This window comes from Ideonella dechloratans (assembly GCF_021049305.1).
Lineage (GTDB): Bacteria > Pseudomonadota > Gammaproteobacteria > Burkholderiales > Burkholderiaceae_C > Ideonella > Ideonella dechloratans.
Genome location: NZ_CP088081.1, coordinates 2,685,081 through 2,705,754 on the forward strand (window position 1 = coordinate 2,685,081; position 20,674 = coordinate 2,705,754).

Below are 20,674 nucleotides of genomic sequence, written 5' to 3' on the forward strand. Positions count from 1 at the left end.
CCTCATGACCCTGACCCGAAACGACTGCGCGGCCCTGGACGCCGCCGACCCCCTGGCCCCGCTGCGGGCCCGGTTCACCCTGCCCGAGGGCGTGATCTACCTCGATGGCAACTCGCTGGGCGTGCTGCCCGCGGCCACCCCGGCCCGGGTGGCTGCCGCCATCCAGCAGGAATGGGGCGAGGGCCTGATCCGCAGCTGGAACAGCGCCGGCTGGATCGACCTGCCCCAGCGCGTGGGCGACAAGATCGCCCGCCTGGTGGGCGCCGCTCCCGGCGAGCTGGTGGTGGCCGATTCGACCTCGGTCAACCTCTACAAGGTGCTCAGCGCCGCGCTGGCCATCGCCCGCGCCGATGCCCCCGCCCGTCGCGTGGTGCTGTCCGACGCCGAGAACTTCCCGACCGACCTCTACATCGCCCAGTCGCTGTGCGCCCAGCACGGGCTGACGCTGGAGCTGACCACGGCAGACGCCCTTGAGGCCCGGCTGGCCCGTGGCCAGGACGTGGCCGTGCTGCTGTGGACGCAGGTGAACTACCGCAGCGGCCGGATGCTGGACATGGCCCGCACCACCGCGCTGGCCCATGCGGCCGGCGCGGTGACGATCTGGGACCTGGCCCATTCGGCCGGCGCGGTGCCGGTGGACCTCAATGGCGCGCAGGCCGACTTCGCCATCGGCTGCGGCTACAAGTACCTCAACGGCGGCCCCGGCGCACCGGCCTTTGTCTGGGCCCATGCCCGCCACACCGAACGCTTCTGGCAACCGCTGTCGGGCTGGATGGGCCATGCCGCGCCCTTCCGCTTCGACACCGCCTACCAGCCCGCCCCGGGCATCGCCCGCTACCTGTGCGGCACGCCCTCGGCGCTGGCCATGACGGCGCTGGAGGTCGGGGTGGACACCCTGCTGGCGGCCGAGCCGCTGGGCGGCATGGCCGCGCTGCGGGCCAAGTCGCTGCGGCTCTCGCGCCTGTTCATCGACCAGGTGCGCGAGCGCTGCGCCGCGCATGCGCTGCCGCTGGCCTCGCCCGAAGACGACACGCAGCGCGGCAGCCAGGTCTCGCTGGCCTGCAACGAGGGCGGCTACGCGGTGATGGCCGCGCTGATTGCCCGCGGCGTGATCGGCGACTTCCGCGCCGGCCAGGGCACGGACCAGGCACCGGACCTGCTGCGCTTCGGTTTCACGCCGCTCTACACCCGCTTCGTCGATGTCTTCGACGCCGTGACCGCGCTGGCCACCGTGCTGGACAGCGGCGAATGGCGCGAGGCGCGCTTCAACCAACGTGCGGCGGTGACCTGACATGTCGTGCCCCCATCACCCCACGCCCGAGCCCCCGCGCGGCGCCGAGATCGTCCGCCAGGAGGGCGCGCAGCTCGACTTCTCGCGCTCCATGAGCTATGGCGACTACCTGCACCTGGACGAGATCCTGGGCGCCCAGCACCCGCTCTCGCCCGAGCACAACGAGATGCTCTTCATCGTGCAGCACCAGACCAGCGAGCTCTGGATGAAGCTGATGCTGCACGAGCTGGGCGCCGCGGTGCGCCATGTGGGCAGCGACCGGTTGCAACCGGCCTTCAAGATGCTGGCCCGGGTCTCCAAGATCATGGAACAGCTGGTGCATGCCTGGGACGTGCTGGCCACCATGACCCCGCCCGAGTACTCGGCCATCCGGCCCTACCTGGCGCAGTCCAGCGGCTTCCAGAGCTGGCAGTACCGCTGCATCGAGTTCACGCTGGGCAACAAGAACGCGGCCATGCTGCAGCCCCACGCCCATCGGCCGGACCTGCTGCAGGTGGTGGAAACCGCCTGGCACGCGCCTTCGCTGTACGACGAGGCCCTGCGCCTGCTGGCCCGCCGCGGCCTGCCGGTGCCCGACAGCCACACCACGCGCGACTGGACCCAGCCCTATGCGGCCAGCGAGGCGGTGCAGGCGGCCTGGCTGGAGGTCTACCGCCACCCCGAGCAGCACTGGGACCTCTACCAGCTGGGCGAGGAGCTGACCGACCTGGAGGACGCCTTCCGCCTCTGGCGCTTCCGCCACCTCACCACGGTGGAGCGGGTCATCGGCTTCAAGCGCGGCACCGGCGGCACAGGCGGCGTGAGCTACCTGCGCAAGATGCTGGATGTCGTCCTCTTTCCCGAGATCTGGGCCCTGCGCACCAGTTTGTGAGGAAAACCGCGCCGCGGACCGAGCTTTGTTCACGGCCGGCTTTCCTAGAATCGATGTCTTTCGTCTGATTCTGGAGCCGCCCCATGGACACCCGCACCTCTGCCGCCCGCCTGCGCATCGCCCGTCTGCGCGAGACCATGGCCCAGGCCGGCCTGGACGGGGTGCTGGTGCCCTCCAGCGACCCGCACATCTCCGAATACCTGCCGGCCCACTGGCAGGGCCGCGAATGGTTCTCGGGCTTCACCGGCTCGATGGGCACCCTGGTGGTGACCGCCCAGGACGCCGCCGTCTTCGCCGACAGCCGCTACTGGGTGCAGGCCGAGGCCGAGCTGGCCGGCAGCGGCATCGCGCTGGAGAAGATCCAGACCGGCGCCGCCACCAACCACCTGGAGTGGATCGCCAGCCACCTGAAGCCCGGCCAGACCCTGGGCGTGGATGGCCAGGTGCTGGGCCTGGCCGCGGCCCAGCAGCTGCGCGCCACCTGCGAGCGCGCCGGCATCACCTTGCGCACCGGTGAGGACCCGCTGGCCGCCGCCTGGGACGACCGGCCGGGCCTGCCGGCCGCCGCCGTCTACGAGCACCGCGCGCCCCATGCTGCCGTGGGCCGCCCGGCCAAGCTGGCCACGGTGCGTGCCGGCATGGCGGCGCATGGCGCCAGCCACCACTTCGTCTCCACGGTGGACGACATCGCCTGGATCACCAATCTGCGCGGCGCCGACGTGGCCTACAACCCCGTCTTCCTGGCCCATCTGCTGATCGGCCCGGACCGCGCCACGCTGTTCGTCGGCGCGGGCAAGGTGGACACCACGCTGGCCGCCACGCTGGCGGCCGAGGGCATCGCCCTGGCCGACTATGGTCAGGCCGCCGCGGCCCTGGCCGCCCTGCCGGCCGGCAGCACCCTGCTGGTGGACCCGCGCCGCGTCACCCTGGGCCTGCGCGAAGCCGTGGCGGCGGGCGTGAAGGTGGTGGAAGCCACCAACCCCAGCACCCTGGCCAAGGGTCGCAAGACGCCGGAGGAGGCGGCCTTCATCCGCGAGGCCATGGTGCAGGACGGCCTGGCCATGTGCCGCTTCTACGCCTGGTTCGAGGCCGCGATGGCCCGGGGCGAGCGCATCACCGAGCTGACCATCGACGAGAAGCTCAGCGCCGAGCGGGCCAAGCAGCCCGGCTTCGTCGGCCTGTCCTTCCCCACCATCGCCGGCTTCAACGCCAATGGCGCCATGCCACACTACCGCGCCACGCCCGAGTCGCATGCGGTGATCGAAGGCAACGGCCTGCTGCTGATCGACTCCGGCGGCCAGTACCTGGGTGGCACCACCGACATCACCCGGGTCTGGCCGGTGGGCCAGATCAGCGCCGAGCACAAGCGCGACTTCACCCTGGTGCTCAAGGGCACGCTGGGCCTGTCGCGCGCCCGCTTCCCGCTGGGCACGCCCAGCCCCATGCTGGACACCCTGGCCCGCGCGCCGCTGTGGGCTGAGAGCCTGGAATACGGCCACGGCACCGGCCACGGCGTGGGTTACTTCCTGAACGTGCACGAAGGCCCGCAGAGCATCAGCAAGGCGGTGCCCACCGCCGACATGGCCATGCAGCCGGGCATGGTGACCTCGGTGGAGCCGGGCCTCTACCGCCCGGGCCGCTGGGGCGTGCGCATCGAGAACCTGGTGCTCAACGTCGAGGCCCCGGCCTCGGAGTTCGGGCCCTTCCTCATGTTCGAGACCCTGACCCTGTGTCCCATCGACACCCGCTGCATCGACCGCGCGCTGCTGAGCGAGGAGGAGCGTGTCTGGCTGAACCAGTACCATGCCATGGTGCGCGAGCGCCTGGCGCCGGGTCTGGAGGGCGACGCGCTGGCCTGGCTGATGGCCCGCACCGAGCCGCTGGCCTGAGCGGCGGCGCCGGGCGCCTCAGCCCCGTGACGGCCCCAGGCCGTCGAAGCAGGTGCGCAGCAGCAGCGCGATGATCTGCTCGTCGCTGTACTGACCACCGGCCTTGAGCAGGCCCAGCACCGGGTCGCAGGCGCGGGCGAACAGGGTGTAGAGCACCAGCTCGGGCGGCAGGTCGCTGCCCAACTCGCCCCGGCGCTGGGCCTCGCCGATCCATTCCCCCAGCAGGTCGCTGAGTCGCACCAGCCGGTCCATGTAGGGGCCGTCGGCCAGCAGGGCCTGGCGCAGGCTGGAGTTCTGGGCCGGCAGCGACGGCATGTCCCCGGCCAACTGCACCGACATGGCCCAGCGGGCCATGCCGCGCAGGCGCTCGCGCGGCGAAGCCAGCGCCGCCAGCACCTGGGCCTGCGCCAGCGCCTGGTCCAGCACCCGCACCATCGCGGCCGCGGCCAGCGCCTCCTTGGAGCCGTAGCGCTTGTACAGGCTGGCCTTGGACACACCCACCTGCGCCGCCAGCGCGTCCAGGGTCATCAGTTCAAAGCCCTTTTCGGCCAGCAACCGGTTCATCGCCGAGAGGATGCTCTCCTCCCGCATCTGCTGAATCTGCTCCCGCAGCGACAACTTCTCCATGGGGCCATTTTAGGCACCGGCCAGTCCCGTTCGGCACCAAAGAGTTCACGGAGAAACCGATTGGTCACCAAGTAAACTCTGTAGTTGACTTGGAAACTCTTGAGTTTTATCGTGCACTGGTCGGTTCAAATTCTGCCGACATCCCCCTTCATTCAGGAGAGACCATGACCAACGCCTTGAACCGCCGGCAGTTGCTGGCACTGGGAACCGCTGCGCTGGCCAGCCCGCTGCTGACGGCCTGCGACGGCAACTCGGACAACGGCCCCGGCAACCTGATCGACGTGGCCCGCAGCCAGGCCCAGTTCAGCACCCTGGTGGCGGCGGTGGAAGCCGCCGGCCTGACCAGCACGCTCCAGGGCGCCGGCCCCTTCACCCTGTTCGCCCCGACCAATGACGCCTTCGCGGCCCTGTTGACCGAACTGGGCACCACCCAGGAGGCGCTGCTGGCCGACACGGCCCTGCTCACCGCCGTGCTGCAGTACCACGTGCTGGGCGCCAAGGTGCCCTCGTCCGACGTGACACCGGGCGCGCCGGTCTCCCCGCTGGCGGGCGGCTATTTCAAGATCGACGACATGGACGGCGGTCTGGTGATCACCGACGGGCGCAACCGCACGGCCCTGATCACCCAGGCCAATGTGGCGGCCTCCAACGGCGTGATCCATGTGATCGACCACGTGCTGCTGCCGGCTGATCTGACGGTGGTGGGCACGGCCCAGGCGGCCAACAGCGGCACCCCGCCGGAGTTCACCGTCCTGGTCCAGGCCATCCAGGCCGCGGGCCTGGTCGAGGCGCTCAGCGCTGCCGGCCCCTTCACGGTCTTCGCACCGACGGACGCGGCCTTCGGCAGCCTGCTCACCGAGCTGGGCGTCACCGCCGACGAACTGCTGGCCAACACCTCGCTGCTGACCACGGTGCTGACCTACCACGTGGTCCCCGCCCTGGTGCTCAAGGCCCAGGTGCCCGTGGGCCAGGCCATCGCCACGCTGCAGGGCGCCAGCTTCACGGTGGACGACACCCTCACCATCACGGATGGCGCCGGGCGCACCGCGGCCATCGTGCAGACCGACGTGCTGGCCAGCAACGGGGTGATCCACGTGATCGACCATGTGCTGCTGCCCACCGCCCTGACCTGAGCCAGGACGCGCGCCACCCGCCCATGAAAAAGGCCACCCCGCGGGGTGGCCTTCGTTCGTCTTCAGGGCCTCACTTCAGCGCCTTGAAACGCAGGCGGTGCGGCTTGGCGCCCTCTTCACCCAGGCGCTTCTTCTTGTCGGCCTCGTATTCCGTGAAGTTGCCGTCGTAGAAGAACCACTGCGAGTCGCCTTCGCAGGCCAGGATGTGGGTGCAGATGCGGTCCAGGAACCAGCGGTCGTGGGAGATGATCATGGCCGAGCCGGCGAACTCCAGCAGGGCATCTTCCAGCGCGCGCAGGGTTTCCACGTCCAGGTCGTTGGACGGCTCGTCGAGCATCAGCACGTTGCCGCCCTGGGCCAGGGTTTTGGCCAGGTGCAGACGGCCGCGCTCACCGCCCGACAGGCTGCCCACCAGCTTCTGCTGGTCGTTGCCCTTGAAGTTGAAGCGGCCGAGGTAGGCGCGGCTGGGCATCACGAACTTGCCCACCACGATGTTGTCCAGGCCGCCGGAGACATCCTCCCAGACGGTCTTGTCGGCGGCCAGGCCCTCGCGGCTCTGGTCCACGAAGGCCAGCTGCGCGGTCTTGCCGATGGTCACTTCGCCCGAATCCGGCGTCTCCACGCCCTGGATCATGCGGAACAGCGTGGACTTGCCGGCGCCGTTGGGGCCGATGATGCCGACGATGGCACCGGCCGGCACCTTGAACGACAGGTTGTCGATCAGCACGCGGTCGCCGAAGCTCTTGGAGACGTTCTTGAACTCGATGACTTCGTTGCCCAGGCGCTCGGCCACGGGAATGAAGATCTCGTTGGTCTCGTTGCGCTTCTGGTATTCGACGTCGCTCAGCTCCTCGAAACGGGCCAGGCGCGCCTTGCTCTTGGCCTGGCGGCCCTTGGCGTTCTTGCGGACCCACTCCAGTTCCTGCTTCATGGCCTTGGCGCGGGCGTCCTCGGCCTTCTGCTCGGCCTCCAGGCGCTTTTCCTTGCCTTCCAGCCAGTCGGAGTAGTTGCCCTTGTAGGGAATGCCGTGGCCACGGTCGAGTTCCAGGATCCACTCGGCGGCGTTGTCCAGGAAGTAGCGGTCGTGGGTGATGGCCACCACGGTGCCGGAGAAGCGCTTGAGGAACTGCTCCAGCCACTCCACAGACTCGGCGTCCAGGTGGTTGGTCGGTTCGTCGAGCAGCAGCATGTCGGGCTTGGACAGCAGCAGGCGGCACAGAGCCACGCGGCGCTTCTCACCGCCGGACAAGGGGCCGATCTTGGCGTCCCAGGGCGGCAAGCGCAGCGCGTCGGCGGCGATGTCCAGCAGGTGGTCGGTGTTCTCGCCACCGGCCGCGGCGATGATGGCTTCCAGCTCGGCCTGCTCGGTGGCCAGGGCGTCGAAGTCGGCGTCCGGCTCGGCATAGGCGGCATAGACCTCCTCCAGGCGCTTCTGCGCGGCCAGGGCACCACCGATGCCTTCTTCCACCGCCTGACGCACGGTCTGCTCCGGGTCCAGCTGGGGTTCCTGCGGCAGGTAGCCGATCTTCAGGCCGGGCATCGGGACGGCTTCGCCCTCGATGTCCTTGTCCAGGCCCGCCATGATCTTGAGCAGGGTGGACTTGCCCGAGCCGTTCAGGCCCAGCACGCCGATCTTGGCGCCGGGGAAGAAGGACAGGGTGATGTCCTTCAGGATCTGCCGCTTCGGCGGCACGATCTTGCCGACGCGGTTCATGGTGAAGACGTATTGCGCCATTGCTTGTCCTGAAGTGGAGGGAACCGGCCGATGCGACCGGTCACCGGCGGCCTGGCGGCCGCCTGGGGAGAAAGGAGGAGGCGGCCACGCACCAGGGAGACTGGGGCGGCCGGCCCGGTCAATCCGCGATTATCGCGCGGACGGCCAGCCCAAGGGCATCTGGGCCGATGCCGAGCCCCGGGCCGCCATGGCATCGACCGGCATGGGACGGGTGCCCACGTCCCAGCCGTCGATCATGCGGCGCAGGGCCTCGGAGGACACCGGCTCGGCCAGCAGATTGCCTTGCACCGCGGTGCAGCCGGCCTCCTGCAGCACGTCCAGCTGGGCGGCCTCCTCGACCCCCTCGGCCACGGTCTGCATGCCCAGCAGGCGGGCCAGTTCGACGATGGTGCGCACGATGGCGCGGGCGTCCGGATAGCCCAGCAGCTCGCGCACGAAGGCGCGGTCGATCTTCAGGGTGTCGAAGGGGAAGCGCCGCAGATAGGCCAGCGAGGAGTAGCCGGTGCCGAAGTCGTCCAGCGCGATCTGCACCCCCAGGGCCTTGATCTGGTGCAGGTTGCTCATCGCGGTGGGCGTGGCGTCCAGCATCACGCCCTCGGTGATCTCGACCTCCAGGCGCTCGGGCACCAGGCCCGACTGGGCCAGGGCCCGGCGGACATCGTCCACCAGGCCGGCATGCATCATCTGCACCGGCGAGACGTTCACCGAGATCCGCAGATCGCCCAGCACGGTCTGGGCCTCCTGGCAGGCGCGCTGCAGCACCCAGGCGCCGATGTCGCCGATCAGGCCGCACTTCTCCGCCACCGGGATGAACTCGGACGGCGGCACCCAGCCCAGCGTCGGGTGTTGCCAGCGCACCAGGGCCTCGGCACTCACCACCTCCCAGGCCTCGATGGCCACCCAGGGCTGCCAGGCCAGGCTCAGTTCACCGCGGGCCAGGGCCTGGCGCAGTTCGCGCTCCAGCAGCACCTGGCGCCGGCTGCGCTCGCCCATCCAGGGCGCGAAATACTCGCAACGCCCGCGGCCGCGCTCCTTGGCCGCGCTCAGGGCCAGGTCGGCGTGGCCGAGCACCTCATCCACCGTGTCGCCGTGGTCGGGAATGAGCGCCACCCCCATGCTGGCCGAGGGATGGACCAGCCGGCCCTGCACCTCGCCCGGCGCATTGACCACCTGCATCAGGCGGCGGGTCAGCTGGTAGACCTCCTCGTCGCTGCGCACATCGTCCAGCAGGACGGCGAATTCGTCGCCCCCCAGGCGGGCCACCAGGTCGGCCTTGCGCAGCACCGACTGCAGACGCTTGGCCACCAGGCGCAGGGCGGCATCGCCCACCGAATGGCCCAGCGCGTCGTTGATGGACTTGAAGTTGTCCAGGTCCAGCACGATCAGTCCGCTGCGGCGCGGCGGATCGCCCCGGTGGGCCAGCACCTGGGACAGGCGTTCGTGCAGCAGCACGCGGTTGCCCAGACCGGTGAGCGAATCGACATGCGCCAGGTAACCCAGCGCCGGGCGCTGCTGGCGGTCCTGCGTGACGTCGCTGACCATGCCGCGCCAACCCAGCCACTCGCCCGCCACCCCCTGGAGCGGCTTGGCCGAGACCAGCCACCAGCGCGCCCCGTCGGCGCCCCGGAGTTGCAGCAGCAGATCGCGAAACGGCTTGCCGCGCTCCATCGCTGCCCGCATGGCCCGCACACCAGGTGCCACCGGGTCGGCCTCCAGCTGCACGGTCTCGAGCACATCCAGCCACGCGGCCTGCTGCAGACGCTGCACCGGCAGGCCCAGCCACGCCGCCAGACGCTCCGCCCCCAGCACCAGATGCCCCTGGGCATCGAGGTCCCAGAGCACATCGGGAGACACCTCATCCCGCGGCGCGGCTCCCGACGCCGGGACCGCGGCCTGCGGCGCGGCGTCCTGTGCGGACACGCACCCGCTGCCCTCACCGGCGAAGCGGCACTCCCACCAGCTTCGCAGGCGGGCGGACATTCGGGGCAGATAGGCAGACAGAAGGGGCATGGTCACGCGCAGCCGGCTCGACAGGGCTGTGGAAGGGAATGTAACCGGGCCCTTCCCGCCGTCGCACTGTCGCACTAGGGGGGCACCAGGGGGGCGCCAGGGGGCATTGCGGAAGCACCAAGTGACGCTCCACGGGGCCGCCGCAGCCCTGTCGCGTGTCAGGCCATCGGATCGGCCTGCTACACTGCTGGACAGTAGCTGCCCGCACCAGCCCGGCAGCCTCCGCGCCACCTCTGGCGCCGACCCATCCCTGCGGGTGAGTCGCCCTCCCACTCCACCGGCTCCTTGCTGGTCGCCCCGCTCGGCGGGCGACGGTCCGGTCTCCTGCTCCCAAAGAGCCTCCATGAGTTTTGATTCTCTCGGCCTGGCCGAACCGATCGTTCGCGCCGTGCGCGAACAGGGCTATACCCAACCCACCCCCATCCAGGCGCAAGCCATTCCCGCCGTCATGAAGGGCGGCGACCTGATGGCCGGCGCCCAGACCGGCACCGGCAAGACCGCCGGCTTCACCCTGCCCACCCTGCACCGCCTGGCCGCGGCCGGCCCCAAGCGCGATGCGCGCGGCCGCGTGGCCATCCGCGCCCTGATCCTCACCCCCACCCGCGAACTGGCCGCCCAGGTCGAGGAAAGCGTGCGCCAGTACGGCAAGTACCTGCCGCTGACCAGCATGGTGATGTTCGGCGGCGTGGGCATGCAGCCCCAGATCGACCGCCTGCGCAAGGGCGTGGACATCCTGGTGGCCACCCCGGGCCGCCTGCTGGACCACCACCAGCAAGGCACGCTGGACCTGTCCCACGTCGAGATCTTCATCCTCGACGAGGCCGACCGCATGCTGGACATGGGCTTCATCCATGACATCAAGAAGGTCCTGGCCATCGTGCCCAAGCAGAAGCAGAGCCTGCTGTTCTCGGCCACCTTCAGCGACGACATCAAGGCCCTGGCCGACCGGTTGCTGAACCAGCCGGCCCTGATCGAGGTGGCCCGCCGCAACCAGACCAACGACGCCATCGCCCAGAAGGTCCACCCGGTGGGCCGCGAGCGCAAGAAGGAGTTGCTGGCCCACCTGATCCGCCAGGGCAACTGGCACCAGGTGCTGGTCTTCACCCGCATGAAGCACGGCGCCAACCGCCTGGCCGAATTCCTGAACAAGGAAGACATCAGCGCCATGGCCATCCACGGCAACAAGAGCCAGGGCGCCCGCACCAAGGCGCTGTCGGAGTTCAAGGCCGGCACCCTGCAGGTGCTGGTGGCCACCGACATCGCCGCCCGCGGCATCGACATCGACCAGCTGCCGCATGTCGTCAACTTCGAGCTGCCCAACGTGCCCGAGGACTATGTGCACCGCATCGGCCGCACCGGCCGCGCCGGCGCCCAGGGCGAGGCCATCTCGCTGGTCTGCGTGGACGAGGAGCAGTTCCTGCGCGACATCGAGAAGCTGATCAAGCGCGAAATTCCCAAGGAGCTGGTGCCGGGCTTCGAGCCGCCGGCCGGCGAGAAGGCCGAGCCCATCGTGCTGGGCCGGCGCATGACCATCGGCGTGGGCGCGAATCGCGGCGGCGGTGGTGGCGGCCGCGGTGGCTCGGGCCGGCCGGGCGGCGATGGCCGCGGACGCCCGGGCCAGCCGGGTCACGGCAACCCGGCCCGCTCGGCCGGGCAGGGACAGCGCCAAGGCCAGGGCCAGGGCCAGCGCCAGGGCGGCCCCGACAGCGGCCGCCGCGATCGCCCGGCGGCACCGGGCGGCGCGCGCCCCCCCCGCACGGGCCGCTGATCCGCAACCCCGCAAAAAAGGCCGCCTTCGGGCGGCTTTTCCATTTCGAACCCCAGGGAAATCTGACGGCAAAGGAGCTCAATTTCGGGGCTCAACGACCGATACCACAGTCTGTAATACGGTCATTCGCCCCAGCCATCGAATCCTCCGTTGCCGTACCCGGAGGTGCGCCTGACCGCTGATGTACGGGGTTGATGCCACCGTGTTTGCCGTCCGCGAGCCAATCAGGGAACCCCATGAGAACAAACCTGCCTGTCAGCCAGCATGAGTACCCCTTCCCCGAGGGGGAGACGCTGGTGTCCACCACCGATCTGCAGGGCCGCATCCTGTACTGCAACGCTGCCTTCATTGAGGTGAGCGGCTACACCCGACAGGAACTGCTGGGGCAGCCCCACAACCTGATCCGGCACCCGGACATGCCCGAGGAAGCCTTCCGGGACATGTGGGACACCATCCGGCGGGGCTTCCCCTGGTCCGGCCTGGTGAAAAACCGCCGCAAGGACGGCTCCTTCTACTGGGTGATGGCCAACGTGACACCGCTGATCGATGCGGGCGGCAAGGTGACCGGCTACATGTCGGTGCGCACCCAGCCCGAACGGTCTGCCATCGAGGGCGCCGAGAAGCTCTACGCCCGCATGCGGGAAGAGGCCAAGGCCGGCCGCCTCAGCCTGGGCCTGCATCGGGGTCAGGTGCTGGCCACCGGCAGTCTGGCCCGCTGGGTCCACCGCCTGCGCCCGGGCGTCCGGGGCAAGATGGGCCTCACCACCAGCCTGGTGTGCGTCCTGAGCTTCCTGCTGGGTGAGTACGCGGCCGAAGGCCTGACGCACATGAGCTGGGAAGAGGTGGTCGGCGGCCTGCTGGCCTCGATCCTGCTGGCCCAGATCGGCTCGACCTACCTGCGCAGCCTGGTCATCACCCCCATCATCCGCCTGGTCGGCTTTGCCAACCAGATCGCCGGCGGCAACCTGACCCAGACCATCAGCAGCGAGCGCACCGACGAGATCGGTCACCTGACCAAGGCCCTGGCCCAGCTGAACGTGAACCTGATGTCCATCGTGCGCGACGCCCGCAACGGCGTGGTGCAGATGACCCGAGACACCGGCGTCATCGCCGAAGGCAACCAGGATCTGTCCGCCCGCACCGAGGCCCAGGCCAGCAGCCTGGAAGAGACCGCCTCGTCGATGGAAGAGATCACCAGCACCATCCGCCAGAGCACCGACATGGCCCAGCAGGCAGCGCAGCGGGCCGACAACGCCCGCAGCGTGACCGACCACAGCGCCGAGGCGGTGCAGGCCCTCTCGTCCACGATGGCCCACATCAGCGACGCTTCCAGCAAGATCGCCGACATCATCCAGGTGGTCGACAGCATCGCCTTCCAGACCAACATCCTGGCCCTGAATGCCGCGGTGGAAGCCGCCCGGGCCGGCGAGCAGGGCCGCGGCTTCGCGGTGGTCGCCAGCGAGGTGCGCGCCCTGGCCCAACGGACCTCGGTGGCGGCGCGCGAGGTGCGTGGCCTGATCCAGGCCTCCGCCGAGCAGGTGAGCACCGGCAGCCAGCAGACCGAGGCCGCACGCTCGGCCATGGATTCCGCCCGCGGGGCGATCGACGAGGTTCACAAATTCATCCTGCAGCTCAGCCACGGCATGCAGGAGCAGATGCTGGGCGTCAACCAGATCAACCAGGCCGTCTCCGACATGGACAGTCTGACCCAGAAGAACGCCGCGCTGGTGGAAGAGATCGCGGCCTCGGCCACGACCTTGCGGGACAAGGCCGGCGAAGTGGCCTCCTCCGTCTCGGTCTTCCAACTCAAGGGTGGCGCCAAGTCCACCGGCGTGCCGGCCCCCGATGCGGTGGCGCTGCGCAAGGCCATGAAGGCCCAGCAGGCCGCCGTCCCCGCCAAGACGCCGGCGCCGCCAGCGGCCAAGACCAAGCCGGCCGCGATGCCGGTCAAGTCCCGAGCCGCCGCGCCGGCCCCGGCGCCCGTCGCCGAGCCGGCCCTGAGCACGGGACACGACGACAGCGACTGGACCACCTTCTGAGTGCCGCTTGACGCAGCCGGGGCGCCCCCCCGGCGCAGCGTGCCATCATGCGCATTGACGGACCCGAGATGCCCCCAGGTGGGGCATCTGTCCATTCCATGGATTCGACAATGCAAATCGACTTTCTCGGCGCAGCCGACTGCGTCACCGGCTCGCGTCACCTGGTCACCTGGGGTGGCCAGCGGGTGCTGCTGGATTGCGGCATGTTCCAGGGCTTCAAGGTGCTGCGTGAGCGCAACTGGCAACCCCCCACGCAGGACATCCTGGCGGCCGACGCGGTCGTGTTGAGCCACGCCCACCTGGACCACAGCGGCTGGCTGCCGGTGCTGGTGCGCCACGGCTGGCGCGGGCCCATCTACACCTCCCCTGCCACCCGCGACCTGGCCGAGGTGCTGCTGCTGGACGCCGCCCACCTGCAGGAAGAGGACGCCCGGCGGGCCAACCGCTACGGCTACAGCCGGCACGCCAAGGCCTTGCCCCTGTTCACCCAGGCCGATGCCAAGCGGGCCATCGGCCAGATGGTGACCGTGCCTGAGAACCGCCCGCGCGCCGTCGGCAAGGGCCCGCTGCAGTTCACGCTGCGGCCGGCCGGCCATCTGCTGGGGGCTTGCTCTGTCGTGCTGGAGTGCGAAGGCGAGCGCCTGCTCTTCTCCGGCGACCTCGGCCGGCAGAACGACCTGCTGATGAAGCCGCCCACCCCGCTGGACCACGCGGACGTGGTCCTGGTCGAATCGACCTACGGCAACCGCCTTCACCCGCGCGAGGACATCGCCGGCGTCCTGGCCGACATCATCCACGCCAGCATCCGCCGTGGCGGCTCGGTGTTGATGCCGGCCTTCGCCGTCGGCCGGGCCCAGGCCCTGCTGCTGGTGCTGCAGCGTCTGAAGGCCCAGGGCGAGATCCCCTCGCACCTGCCCATCTTCCTGGACAGCCCGATGGCGGTGGAAGCCACGGCGCTCTACCGCAAGTACCGCCGCCAGCTGCGCGTGCCCGAGCGCGAGATGCAGCAGCTGTGCGACGGCGTGCACCTGGTCACCACCCCCGCGCAGTCGCAGCGCCTGGTGCGCTCGCAGATGGGCGCGCGCATGCCGGCCGTCATCATCTCGGCCAGCGGCATGGCCACCGGCGGACGGGTGCTGCACCACCTCAAGGCCATGGCGCCGGACGACCGGCACCACATCGTCTTCGCGGGCTTCCAGGTCGGCGGCAGCCGCGGCGCCAGCCTGGTGGGCGGCGCGCGCGAGGTGAAGATCCACGGTGAATGGGTGCCGGTGCGCGCACCCGTCACCCACCTGGAAGGCTTCTCCGGCCACGCAGATGCCAACGAGCTGATGAAATGGCTGGGCCAGGCCAACCCGCCCCCGCGCCAGACCTTCGTGGTGCACGGCGAACCCGAGGCGGCCGACGCCCTGCGCCAGCGCATTGCGCGGGAACTGCGCTGGCCGGTGCGCGTGCCGCCGGTGGGCGGCCGCTTCAGCCCCTGATGGCCGACGCTCTGCAAATCCCGGGTCTGGTCCAGGGCCTGGCCGCGGCCCTGGGCGCCGGCCTGCTGGTCGGGCTGGAGCGCGAGCGCCGCAAGGGCGAAAGCCGCGAGCGCAATGCCGCGGGCATCCGCACCTTCACCGTCACCGCCCTGCTCGGCGCCCTGGCGCAGACGCTCTCACGCGAGTTGGGCGAGCCCATGCTGGTGCTGCTGGGCGGCGCACTGGTGGTGGCCCTGGCGGTGGTGTCCTACCTGCGCAGCCTTCAGCGCGACCCGGGCGTCACCACCGAGCTGGCCCTGTTCACGACCTATGTGATCGGCGTGCTGTGCGCGGTGGCGCCGCTGCAGGGCGGCGGGCTGGCCGTGGTGCTGGCCATGGTGCTAGCCTCGCGCTCGCAGCTGCACCGCTTCTCCACCCGGGTGCTGACCGAAGCCGAGCTGCACGACGGCCTGATGCTGGCCGCGCTGGCCCTGGTGGCGCTGCCGCTGATCCCGCCCGGCCCGCTGCCCGCCCTGGGCGGGCTCAACCCGCGCCAGATCACCCTGCTGGTGCTGCTGCTGCTGGTGATGCAGGCGGCCGGTCATGTGGCGCTGCGGGCCTTCGGCGAGCGGGCCGGCATGGTGCTCACCGGGGTGTTCGGGGGGGTGGTCTCCAGCACCGCCACCATCGCCTCGATGGGCACCAAGGCCCGCCACGGCGAGCTGCCGGCCCAGGCGGCCCTGACGGCCGCCGTCGCCTCCACCGTCGCCACCTGGACACAGGCCGAGCTGATCCTGCTGACCCAGTCGCCCCAGCTGGCGTTTCACCTGCTGCCACCCGCCCTGATGGGTACGCTGGTGGCGGCCGCGGGCACCGGCCTGCTGATCCGCCACAACGGCGTGGGCCAGGCCGGCGCCCCGCCAGTCAAGGGCGCGCGGGTGCTGCAGATGAAGGAGGCCCTGCTGGTGGCCGGTGCCCTCACGCTGATCGCCGCGCTGGTGCGGGCCGCCTCCCACTGGCTGGGCCCCGAGGCGGTGGTGGCCAGCGCCTCGCTGTCGGCCATCGTGGATGCCCACGCCAGCGCCGCGGCGCTGGGCGGGCTCTACAGCAGTGGCGACATCGGCATCGCCACCGCCAAGGTCGGCGTGGTGGCGGTCATCACGGCCAACTCGCTGTCACGGGCCGCCGTGGCGGCCTCGGCCGGTGGCGGGCATTTCGCCCTGCCGGTGGCGGCCAACCTGATGGTCTCCGCCGCCGCCAGCTGGCTGGGCTGGTGGCTCAGCCGGGGGTTCTGAGGACCCGCAAGCCGGGCCTCAGCGGAATTCCCGCTGGCGCAGCCACTTGGTGGCCACCCACTTCTCACCCGCCTGCACCGGCGCGCCGCCATGCAGGGTGCGGGTGGCGGCATCGGGGCGCGGATAGCTGAAGAACACGGCGTTGCCCTTGATCGGCGCCACCTCCAGCCCGACGTCCGGGAAGGTGGTCGCGCCACCGGCCTCCGGCGTGTTCAGGTACATGACCAGCGTGGCCAGGCGCTGCCCGCCACGGGCCAGGATGGATGTGGCGCCTGGCTGGGACGGGTCGAAGTAGTCATGGTGCGGCAGGTACTGGGCACCGGGCTGATAGCGCAGCACCTGCAGGCCCTCGCCATGGCTGACCGGCCAGCCCACCAGGGCGGCGATGCGGGCTTCGATGCGCTCGCACAGCTCGGTTTCGCCCCGCTCGAAGAACATGCCCTCGCTCGTGCGGGCACTGTTGACCTCGCTGCCCCCGGTGTCGCCGACCACCGTCTCGGAGCGGGCCAGGCGGCTGGCCGCCAGGGCCACCAGGCCATCGCATTCCTCGTCCGACAGGAAGCCGCCCAGCACCACCACGCGCGGCAGCGTCATCGACAGCAGCACATCGACGGTGCGGTCGGGCAACACCAGGCGGTTGACCGCCCCCTCCAGCGCGATGCGCGGCAGGCCGTCCTCGCTCTGTGCCGCCGTGTCCAGACTGGCCAGCACGCTGTGCAGGGCCGACAAGGCCACGGCGCGCTCCCAGCCGCTGGCCTGCATGGACTGCAGCACGTCCTCGGTGCGGCAACCGGCTTCCAGCTGTTCCTGGATCCAGGCGCGCAGCTCCGGGGTGATGGCCTGCGCCGTCATGCCGGCTCCCTCCGCCGGAACACCAGGCGGTCCGCCGCCGAAGCGCCGGCATCAAAGGCATAGCCTTCGCTGTCGAAACCCTGCAGCGCCCTCACCTGGGTGATGCGGTGGGTGATGGCGAAACGCGCCATCAGGCCGCGGGCGCGCTTGGCATGGAAGCTGATGACCTTCCACTGCCCGCCCTTCCAGTCCTCGAACACGCAGTCCACCACCCGTGCCTTGAGCGCCTTGCGGTCCACCGCCTTGAAGTATTCCTGCGAGGCGAGGTTGACCACCACCGGCGCCGGGTCCGCCCCCAGTTGGGTGTTGAGGGTGCGGCTGAGCGTGTCGCCCCAGTAGCCGTAGAGGTTCTTCGCGCCGGGCGTGGCCAGCGCTGTGCCCATCTCCAGGCGGTAGGGCTGCAGCCGGTCCAGCGGGCGCAGCAGGCCGTACAGGCCCGAAAGGATCACCAGGTGCTGCTGGGCCCAGGCCAGGTCCTCGGTGGACAGGCTGGCCGCGGCCAGGCCCTCGTACACATCACCGTTGAAGGCCAGCACCGCGGGCTTGCTGTTGCGCTCGGTGAAGCGGGTGGACCACGCGCCGTAGCGGGCCACATTGAGCTGGGCCAGCGGGTCGGACAGGTCCATCAGCGAAGCGATGTCCTGGGCGCTCTTGGTTTTCAGCACCTCGATCAAGGCGGCGGCTTCCTTGACGAAGCGGGGCCGGGTGGCCAGGGCGGCCACCTCGGGAGGCACCGGGCTCTCGTAATCCAGGGTCTTGGCGGGCGAGATCAGGAACAGCATGGCAGACGTTCGGGGTCTCTCGTTTCAGGTCGAACAGGTGTCGTCGTCGGCATCCTCACCAGGCTGGCCGGCGCGGGGCCGGGCCGGTGCCGCGCCCAGGGCCTCGGCCCAGGTGCGGTGGGGGATGTGGCTGGTCAGCCGGTGCAGGGCGCACTGCAGCAGGTGACCATTGATCTCATGGCCCACGCCCTCGGCGATGTCGATGGTGGCGTCGCCCTGCAGGCCGGCCAGTCGCTCGATGGCATCACGCGCGTGTTGGGCCGGAATCACCGGATCGGCCCCGCCATGCAGAAAGTGCAGCGTGGTCAGGGCCGGGGCCACCTCGGGCAGGGCGGCATAGCGGCCCGAGAAGGACAGCACCCGGCCAGCCAGACCGTCGTGCACCTGCACCAGCTCCAGCGCCATGATGGCGCCCTGGGAGAAGCCGAAGATCGCGGTGGCGGCCGGCCCCACGCCCAGCCGTGCCTGGGTCTGGCGCAGCCAGTCAGCCAGGGCCGGCAGGGCCGCGGCCACGCGGGCGGGCCGGTTGTCCTCGGTCACACCGGCGACGGAGAACCACTGCCGGGCCCGGCCGGAGGGGTCGATGTCCAGCGGCTCGAAACCGTCGGGCGCCACGATGGCCGCCTGGGGAAAGGCGCGCTGCAGCTGGGCGGCCAGCGGGGCCATGCCCTGGGCGCTGCTGCCCACGCCGTGCAGCAGCACCATCAGCTGGGCGGGTTCGCCCTGGGCGGGCAGCCATTGCAGAGGGGTGTTCATGGGTTCATTGTCCACGGGGTCGGACGTCCGGGTGGGGTCGGGGGCCTTGGCCGGTCCTCGGCGAAGCCGGTGCGGGAAACCTAAAATGCCGGTTTCGACGCGAAACGCAACGACATGACCCGCAAGCTCTTCGTCACCACCGCCCTGCCCTACGCCAATGCGCCCTTCCACATCGGGCACATGATGGAGTACATCCAGGCCGACATCTGGGTGCGATTCCAGCGCATGCAAGGGTCCGAGGTGCACTTCGTGGGTGCCGACGACGCCCACGGCGCGCCGATCATGATCGCCGCCGAGAAGGCGGGCATCACGCCGCAGCAGTTCGTGGCCCAGGTGGCCGCCGGCCGGCCGCAGTACCTCAACGGCTTCCACATCGCCTTCGACAACTGGCACTCCACCGACGGCCCGGAGAACCACGCGCTGGCCCAGGACATCTACCGCGCCCTGCGGGCCAACGAGCTGATCGACGTGAAGACGATCGAGCAGTTCTTCGACCCGGACAAGGGCATGTTCCTGCCCGACCGCTTCATCAAGGGCGAGTGCCCCAAGTGCGGCGCGGCCGACCAGTACGGCGACTCCTGCGAGGTCTGCGGCGCCGTCTACGCCCCCACCGAGCTGAAGAAGCCCTATTCAGCCCTGTCGGGCGCCACCCCGGTGCTCAAGTCCTCGGACCACTACTTCTTCCGCCTGTCCGACCCGCGCTGCGTCGAGTTCCTGGAGCAGTGGACCCACACCCCCGGCCGCCTGCAGCCCGAGGTGCTCAACAAGATCAAGGAATGGTTCGCCAAGGATGAGGACGGCCAGGGCGGCCTGGGCGACTGGGACATCAGCCGCGACGCGCCCTACTTCGGCATCGAGATCCCCGACGCGCCGGGCAAGTACTTCTACGTCTGGCTGGACGCCCCGATCGGCTACCTGGCGTCCCTCAAGAACTACTTCGGCAAAAAGGGCCTGGACTACGAGGCCTTCTTCGCCGATCCGGCGGTGGAGCAGATCCACTTCATCGGCAAGGACATCACCTACTTCCACACCCTGTTCTGGCCGGCCATGCTGCATTTCAGCGGCCGCAAGACGCCGGACAAGATCAACGTGCACGGCTTCATCACCGTCAACGGCGGCCAGAAGATGAGCAAGAGCCGGGGCACCGGCATCAGCCCGCTGAAGTACCTGGAGCTGGGCATGCACCCGGAATGGCTGCGCTACTACATCGCCGCCAAGCTCAACAGCCGGGTCGAGGACATCGACTTCAACCCCGAGGACTTCATCGCCCGGGTCAATTCCGACCTGGTGGGCAAGTACATCAACATCGCCTCGCGCGCCGCCGGCTTCCTGACCAAGCGCTTCGAGGGCCGGCTCTCGGCCGACCTGGGCGTGGAAGGCCGCAGCCTGCTGGACGCCCTGCGTGCCCAGCGCGGGGCCATCACCGAGCTCTATGAAGAGCGCGAATACGGCAAGGCCCTGCGCGAGATCATGGCCCTGGCCGACAAGGTCAACGAGTACGTGGACACCCACAAGCCCTGGGAGCTGGCCAAGCACCCCGAGCAGGCGGCGGTGCTGCACGACGTCTGCAGCACCTGCATCGAGGCCTTCCGCCTGCTGACCATCTACCTCAAGCCCGTGCTGCCGGCCCTGGCCGAGAAGGTGGAGGCCTTCCTGCAGGTGGCGCCGATGAGCTTCGAGGACATCGGCCGCGCCCTGGGCGCCCACAGCATCGGCGCCTACCAGCACCTGATGCAGCGGGTGGATGCCCAGTTGCTGGACGAGCTGCTGGCCCCGCCGCCCGCCCCCAAGCTGGTGCCCGGCGGCGAGGAGCTGGCCCCGGAAATCAAGATCGACGACTTCACCAAGGTCGACCTGCGCATCGCCAAGATCGTCAAGGCCGAGGCGGTGGAGGGCAGCGACAAGCTGCTGCGCCTGACCCTGGACGTGGGCGAAGGGAAGACCCGCAACGTCTTCAGCGGCATCAAGAGCGCCTACAAGCCCGAGGACCTGGAAGGCAAGCTGACCGTGATGGTGGCCAACCTGGCCCCGCGCAAGATGAAGTTCGGCCTCAGCGAGGGCATGGTGCTGGCCGCCAGCCATGCCGACGAGAAGGCGAACCCCGGCATCTTCGTGCTGGAGCCCTTCCCCGGCGCCCAGCCGGGCATGCGGGTTCGGTAAACC

At 70.0% G+C, this 20,674-nt stretch carries 15 protein-coding genes; 9 read left to right on the top strand and 6 right to left on the bottom strand.

What is annotated here, in order from left to right; genetic code table 11:
* Window positions 1-4 precede the first annotated feature (4 nt).
* The 3 genes from kynU to LRM40_RS12590 all read left to right on the top strand — a co-directional run bounded on the left by kynU (window position 5) and on the right by LRM40_RS12590 (window position 4,051).
* Window positions 5-1,291 carry a kynureninase gene (kynU, locus tag LRM40_RS12580; protein ID WP_211373027.1) on the top strand — a complete coding sequence of 429 codons (1,287 nt, stop codon included), beginning with the start codon at window positions 5-7 and terminating at the stop codon, window positions 1,289-1,291.
* A 1-nt stretch (window position 1,292) separates the two neighbouring features.
* The gene (gene kynA, locus LRM40_RS12585) at window positions 1,293-2,162 is read left to right on the top strand and encodes a tryptophan 2,3-dioxygenase (RefSeq protein WP_151124998.1); all 870 of its coding nucleotides are present in this window, start codon (window positions 1,293-1,295) and stop codon (window positions 2,160-2,162) included.
* 83 nt (window positions 2,163-2,245) lie between these two features.
* Complete coding sequence (locus LRM40_RS12590) at window positions 2,246-4,051, top strand: aminopeptidase P family protein (RefSeq protein ID WP_151124997.1); 1,806 nt, start codon at window positions 2,246-2,248, stop codon at window positions 4,049-4,051.
* An 18-nt stretch (window positions 4,052-4,069) separates the two neighbouring features.
* Here LRM40_RS12590 and LRM40_RS12595 read toward each other — a convergent pair whose 3' ends face one another.
* Entirely contained in the window at window positions 4,070-4,678 is a 609-nt protein-coding gene (locus tag LRM40_RS12595) for a TetR/AcrR family transcriptional regulator (RefSeq protein WP_151124996.1), read from the bottom strand.
* A 164-nt stretch (window positions 4,679-4,842) separates the two neighbouring features.
* Between LRM40_RS12595 and LRM40_RS12600 the strand changes: the two genes are divergently transcribed.
* Window positions 4,843-5,811, top strand: coding sequence for a fasciclin domain-containing protein (locus LRM40_RS12600; protein ID WP_151124995.1), 969 nt, complete (start codon window positions 4,843-4,845; stop codon window positions 5,809-5,811).
* A gap of 70 nt (window positions 5,812-5,881) precedes the next feature.
* Here the strand turns inward: LRM40_RS12600 and ettA are convergent, their stop codons facing one another.
* Window positions 5,882-7,546: an energy-dependent translational throttle protein EttA gene (gene ettA / locus LRM40_RS12605; RefSeq protein WP_151124994.1), complete on the bottom strand. Its 1,665-nt coding sequence runs from the start codon at window positions 7,544-7,546 to the stop codon at window positions 5,882-5,884.
* A gap of 129 nt (window positions 7,547-7,675) precedes the next feature.
* Window positions 7,676-9,556: a putative bifunctional diguanylate cyclase/phosphodiesterase gene (locus LRM40_RS12610; protein ID WP_231067535.1), complete on the bottom strand. Its 1,881-nt coding sequence runs from the start codon at window positions 9,554-9,556 to the stop codon at window positions 7,676-7,678.
* A gap of 343 nt (window positions 9,557-9,899) precedes the next feature.
* Between LRM40_RS12610 and LRM40_RS12615 the strand changes: the two genes are divergently transcribed.
* The 4 genes from LRM40_RS12615 (at window position 9,900) to LRM40_RS12630 (ending at window position 16,121) form a co-directional block, all read left to right on the top strand.
* Window positions 9,900-11,324, top strand: a complete 1,425-nt coding sequence (locus LRM40_RS12615) for a DEAD/DEAH box helicase (protein WP_231067536.1) — start codon at window positions 9,900-9,902, stop codon at window positions 11,322-11,324.
* A 236-nt stretch (window positions 11,325-11,560) separates the two neighbouring features.
* Window positions 11,561-13,363 carry a methyl-accepting chemotaxis protein gene (locus LRM40_RS12620; RefSeq protein WP_151125490.1) on the top strand — a complete coding sequence of 601 codons (1,803 nt, stop codon included), beginning with the start codon at window positions 11,561-11,563 and terminating at the stop codon, window positions 13,361-13,363.
* A 110-nt stretch (window positions 13,364-13,473) separates the two neighbouring features.
* Complete coding sequence (locus LRM40_RS12625; RefSeq protein WP_151125491.1) at window positions 13,474-14,847, top strand: MBL fold metallo-hydrolase RNA specificity domain-containing protein; 1,374 nt, start codon at window positions 13,474-13,476, stop codon at window positions 14,845-14,847.
* The gene (locus tag LRM40_RS12630) at window positions 14,847-16,121 is read left to right on the top strand and encodes an MgtC/SapB family protein (RefSeq protein WP_151125492.1); all 1,275 of its coding nucleotides are present in this window, start codon (window positions 14,847-14,849) and stop codon (window positions 16,119-16,121) included. Before LRM40_RS12625 ends, LRM40_RS12630 begins: the two co-directional genes overlap by 1 nt.
* 18 nt (window positions 16,122-16,139) lie before the next feature.
* Here the strand turns inward: LRM40_RS12630 and LRM40_RS12635 are convergent, their stop codons facing one another.
* Genes LRM40_RS12635 through ypfH form a run of 3 tightly spaced genes read right to left on the bottom strand, consistent with a single transcriptional unit; the run spans window position 16,140 to window position 18,511 of the window.
* Complete coding sequence (locus tag LRM40_RS12635) at window positions 16,140-16,973, bottom strand: 2OG-Fe(II) oxygenase (RefSeq protein WP_151125493.1); 834 nt, start codon at window positions 16,971-16,973, stop codon at window positions 16,140-16,142.
* The gene (gene yaaA, locus LRM40_RS12640) at window positions 16,970-17,755 is read right to left on the bottom strand and encodes a peroxide stress protein YaaA (protein WP_151125494.1); all 786 of its coding nucleotides are present in this window, start codon (window positions 17,753-17,755) and stop codon (window positions 16,970-16,972) included. Before yaaA ends, LRM40_RS12635 begins: the two co-directional genes overlap by 4 nt.
* Window positions 17,756-17,779: 24 nt before the next feature.
* Complete coding sequence (ypfH, locus tag LRM40_RS12645) at window positions 17,780-18,511, bottom strand: esterase (protein ID WP_151125495.1); 732 nt, start codon at window positions 18,509-18,511, stop codon at window positions 17,780-17,782.
* Window positions 18,512-18,625: 114 nt separating this feature from the next.
* Between ypfH and metG the strand changes: the two genes are divergently transcribed.
* Window positions 18,626-20,671 carry a methionine--tRNA ligase gene (gene metG, locus LRM40_RS12650; RefSeq protein WP_151125496.1) on the top strand — a complete coding sequence of 682 codons (2,046 nt, stop codon included), beginning with the start codon at window positions 18,626-18,628 and terminating at the stop codon, window positions 20,669-20,671.
* Window positions 20,672-20,674 lie beyond the last annotated feature (3 nt).

What these genes read in the sequence shown, in the direction of transcription:
- kynU (WP_211373027.1), top strand. Translation starts at nt 5, where the DNA reads ATGACCCTGACCCGAAACGACTGCGCGGCCCTGGACGCCGCCGACCCC.
- kynA (WP_151124998.1), top strand. Translation starts at nt 1,293, where the DNA reads ATGTCGTGCCCCCATCACCCCACGCCCGAGCCCCCGCGCGGCGCCGAG.
- LRM40_RS12590 (WP_151124997.1), top strand. Translation starts at nt 2,246, where the DNA reads ATGGACACCCGCACCTCTGCCGCCCGCCTGCGCATCGCCCGTCTGCGC.
- LRM40_RS12595 (WP_151124996.1), bottom strand. Translation starts at nt 4,678, where the DNA reads ATGGAGAAGTTGTCGCTGCGGGAGCAGATTCAGCAGATGCGGGAGGAG.
- LRM40_RS12600 (WP_151124995.1), top strand. Translation starts at nt 4,843, where the DNA reads ATGACCAACGCCTTGAACCGCCGGCAGTTGCTGGCACTGGGAACCGCT.
- ettA (WP_151124994.1), bottom strand. Translation starts at nt 7,546, where the DNA reads ATGGCGCAATACGTCTTCACCATGAACCGCGTCGGCAAGATCGTGCCG.
- LRM40_RS12610 (WP_231067535.1), bottom strand. Translation starts at nt 9,556, where the DNA reads ATGCCCCTTCTGTCTGCCTATCTGCCCCGAATGTCCGCCCGCCTGCGA.
- LRM40_RS12615 (WP_231067536.1), top strand. Translation starts at nt 9,900, where the DNA reads ATGAGTTTTGATTCTCTCGGCCTGGCCGAACCGATCGTTCGCGCCGTG.
- LRM40_RS12620 (WP_151125490.1), top strand. Translation starts at nt 11,561, where the DNA reads ATGAGAACAAACCTGCCTGTCAGCCAGCATGAGTACCCCTTCCCCGAG.
- LRM40_RS12625 (WP_151125491.1), top strand. Translation starts at nt 13,474, where the DNA reads ATGCAAATCGACTTTCTCGGCGCAGCCGACTGCGTCACCGGCTCGCGT.
- LRM40_RS12630 (WP_151125492.1), top strand. Translation starts at nt 14,847, where the DNA reads ATGGCCGACGCTCTGCAAATCCCGGGTCTGGTCCAGGGCCTGGCCGCG.
- LRM40_RS12635 (WP_151125493.1), bottom strand. Translation starts at nt 16,973, where the DNA reads ATGACGGCGCAGGCCATCACCCCGGAGCTGCGCGCCTGGATCCAGGAA.
- yaaA (WP_151125494.1), bottom strand. Translation starts at nt 17,755, where the DNA reads ATGCTGTTCCTGATCTCGCCCGCCAAGACCCTGGATTACGAGAGCCCG.
- ypfH (WP_151125495.1), bottom strand. Translation starts at nt 18,511, where the DNA reads ATGAACACCCCTCTGCAATGGCTGCCCGCCCAGGGCGAACCCGCCCAG.
- metG (WP_151125496.1), top strand. Translation starts at nt 18,626, where the DNA reads ATGACCCGCAAGCTCTTCGTCACCACCGCCCTGCCCTACGCCAATGCG.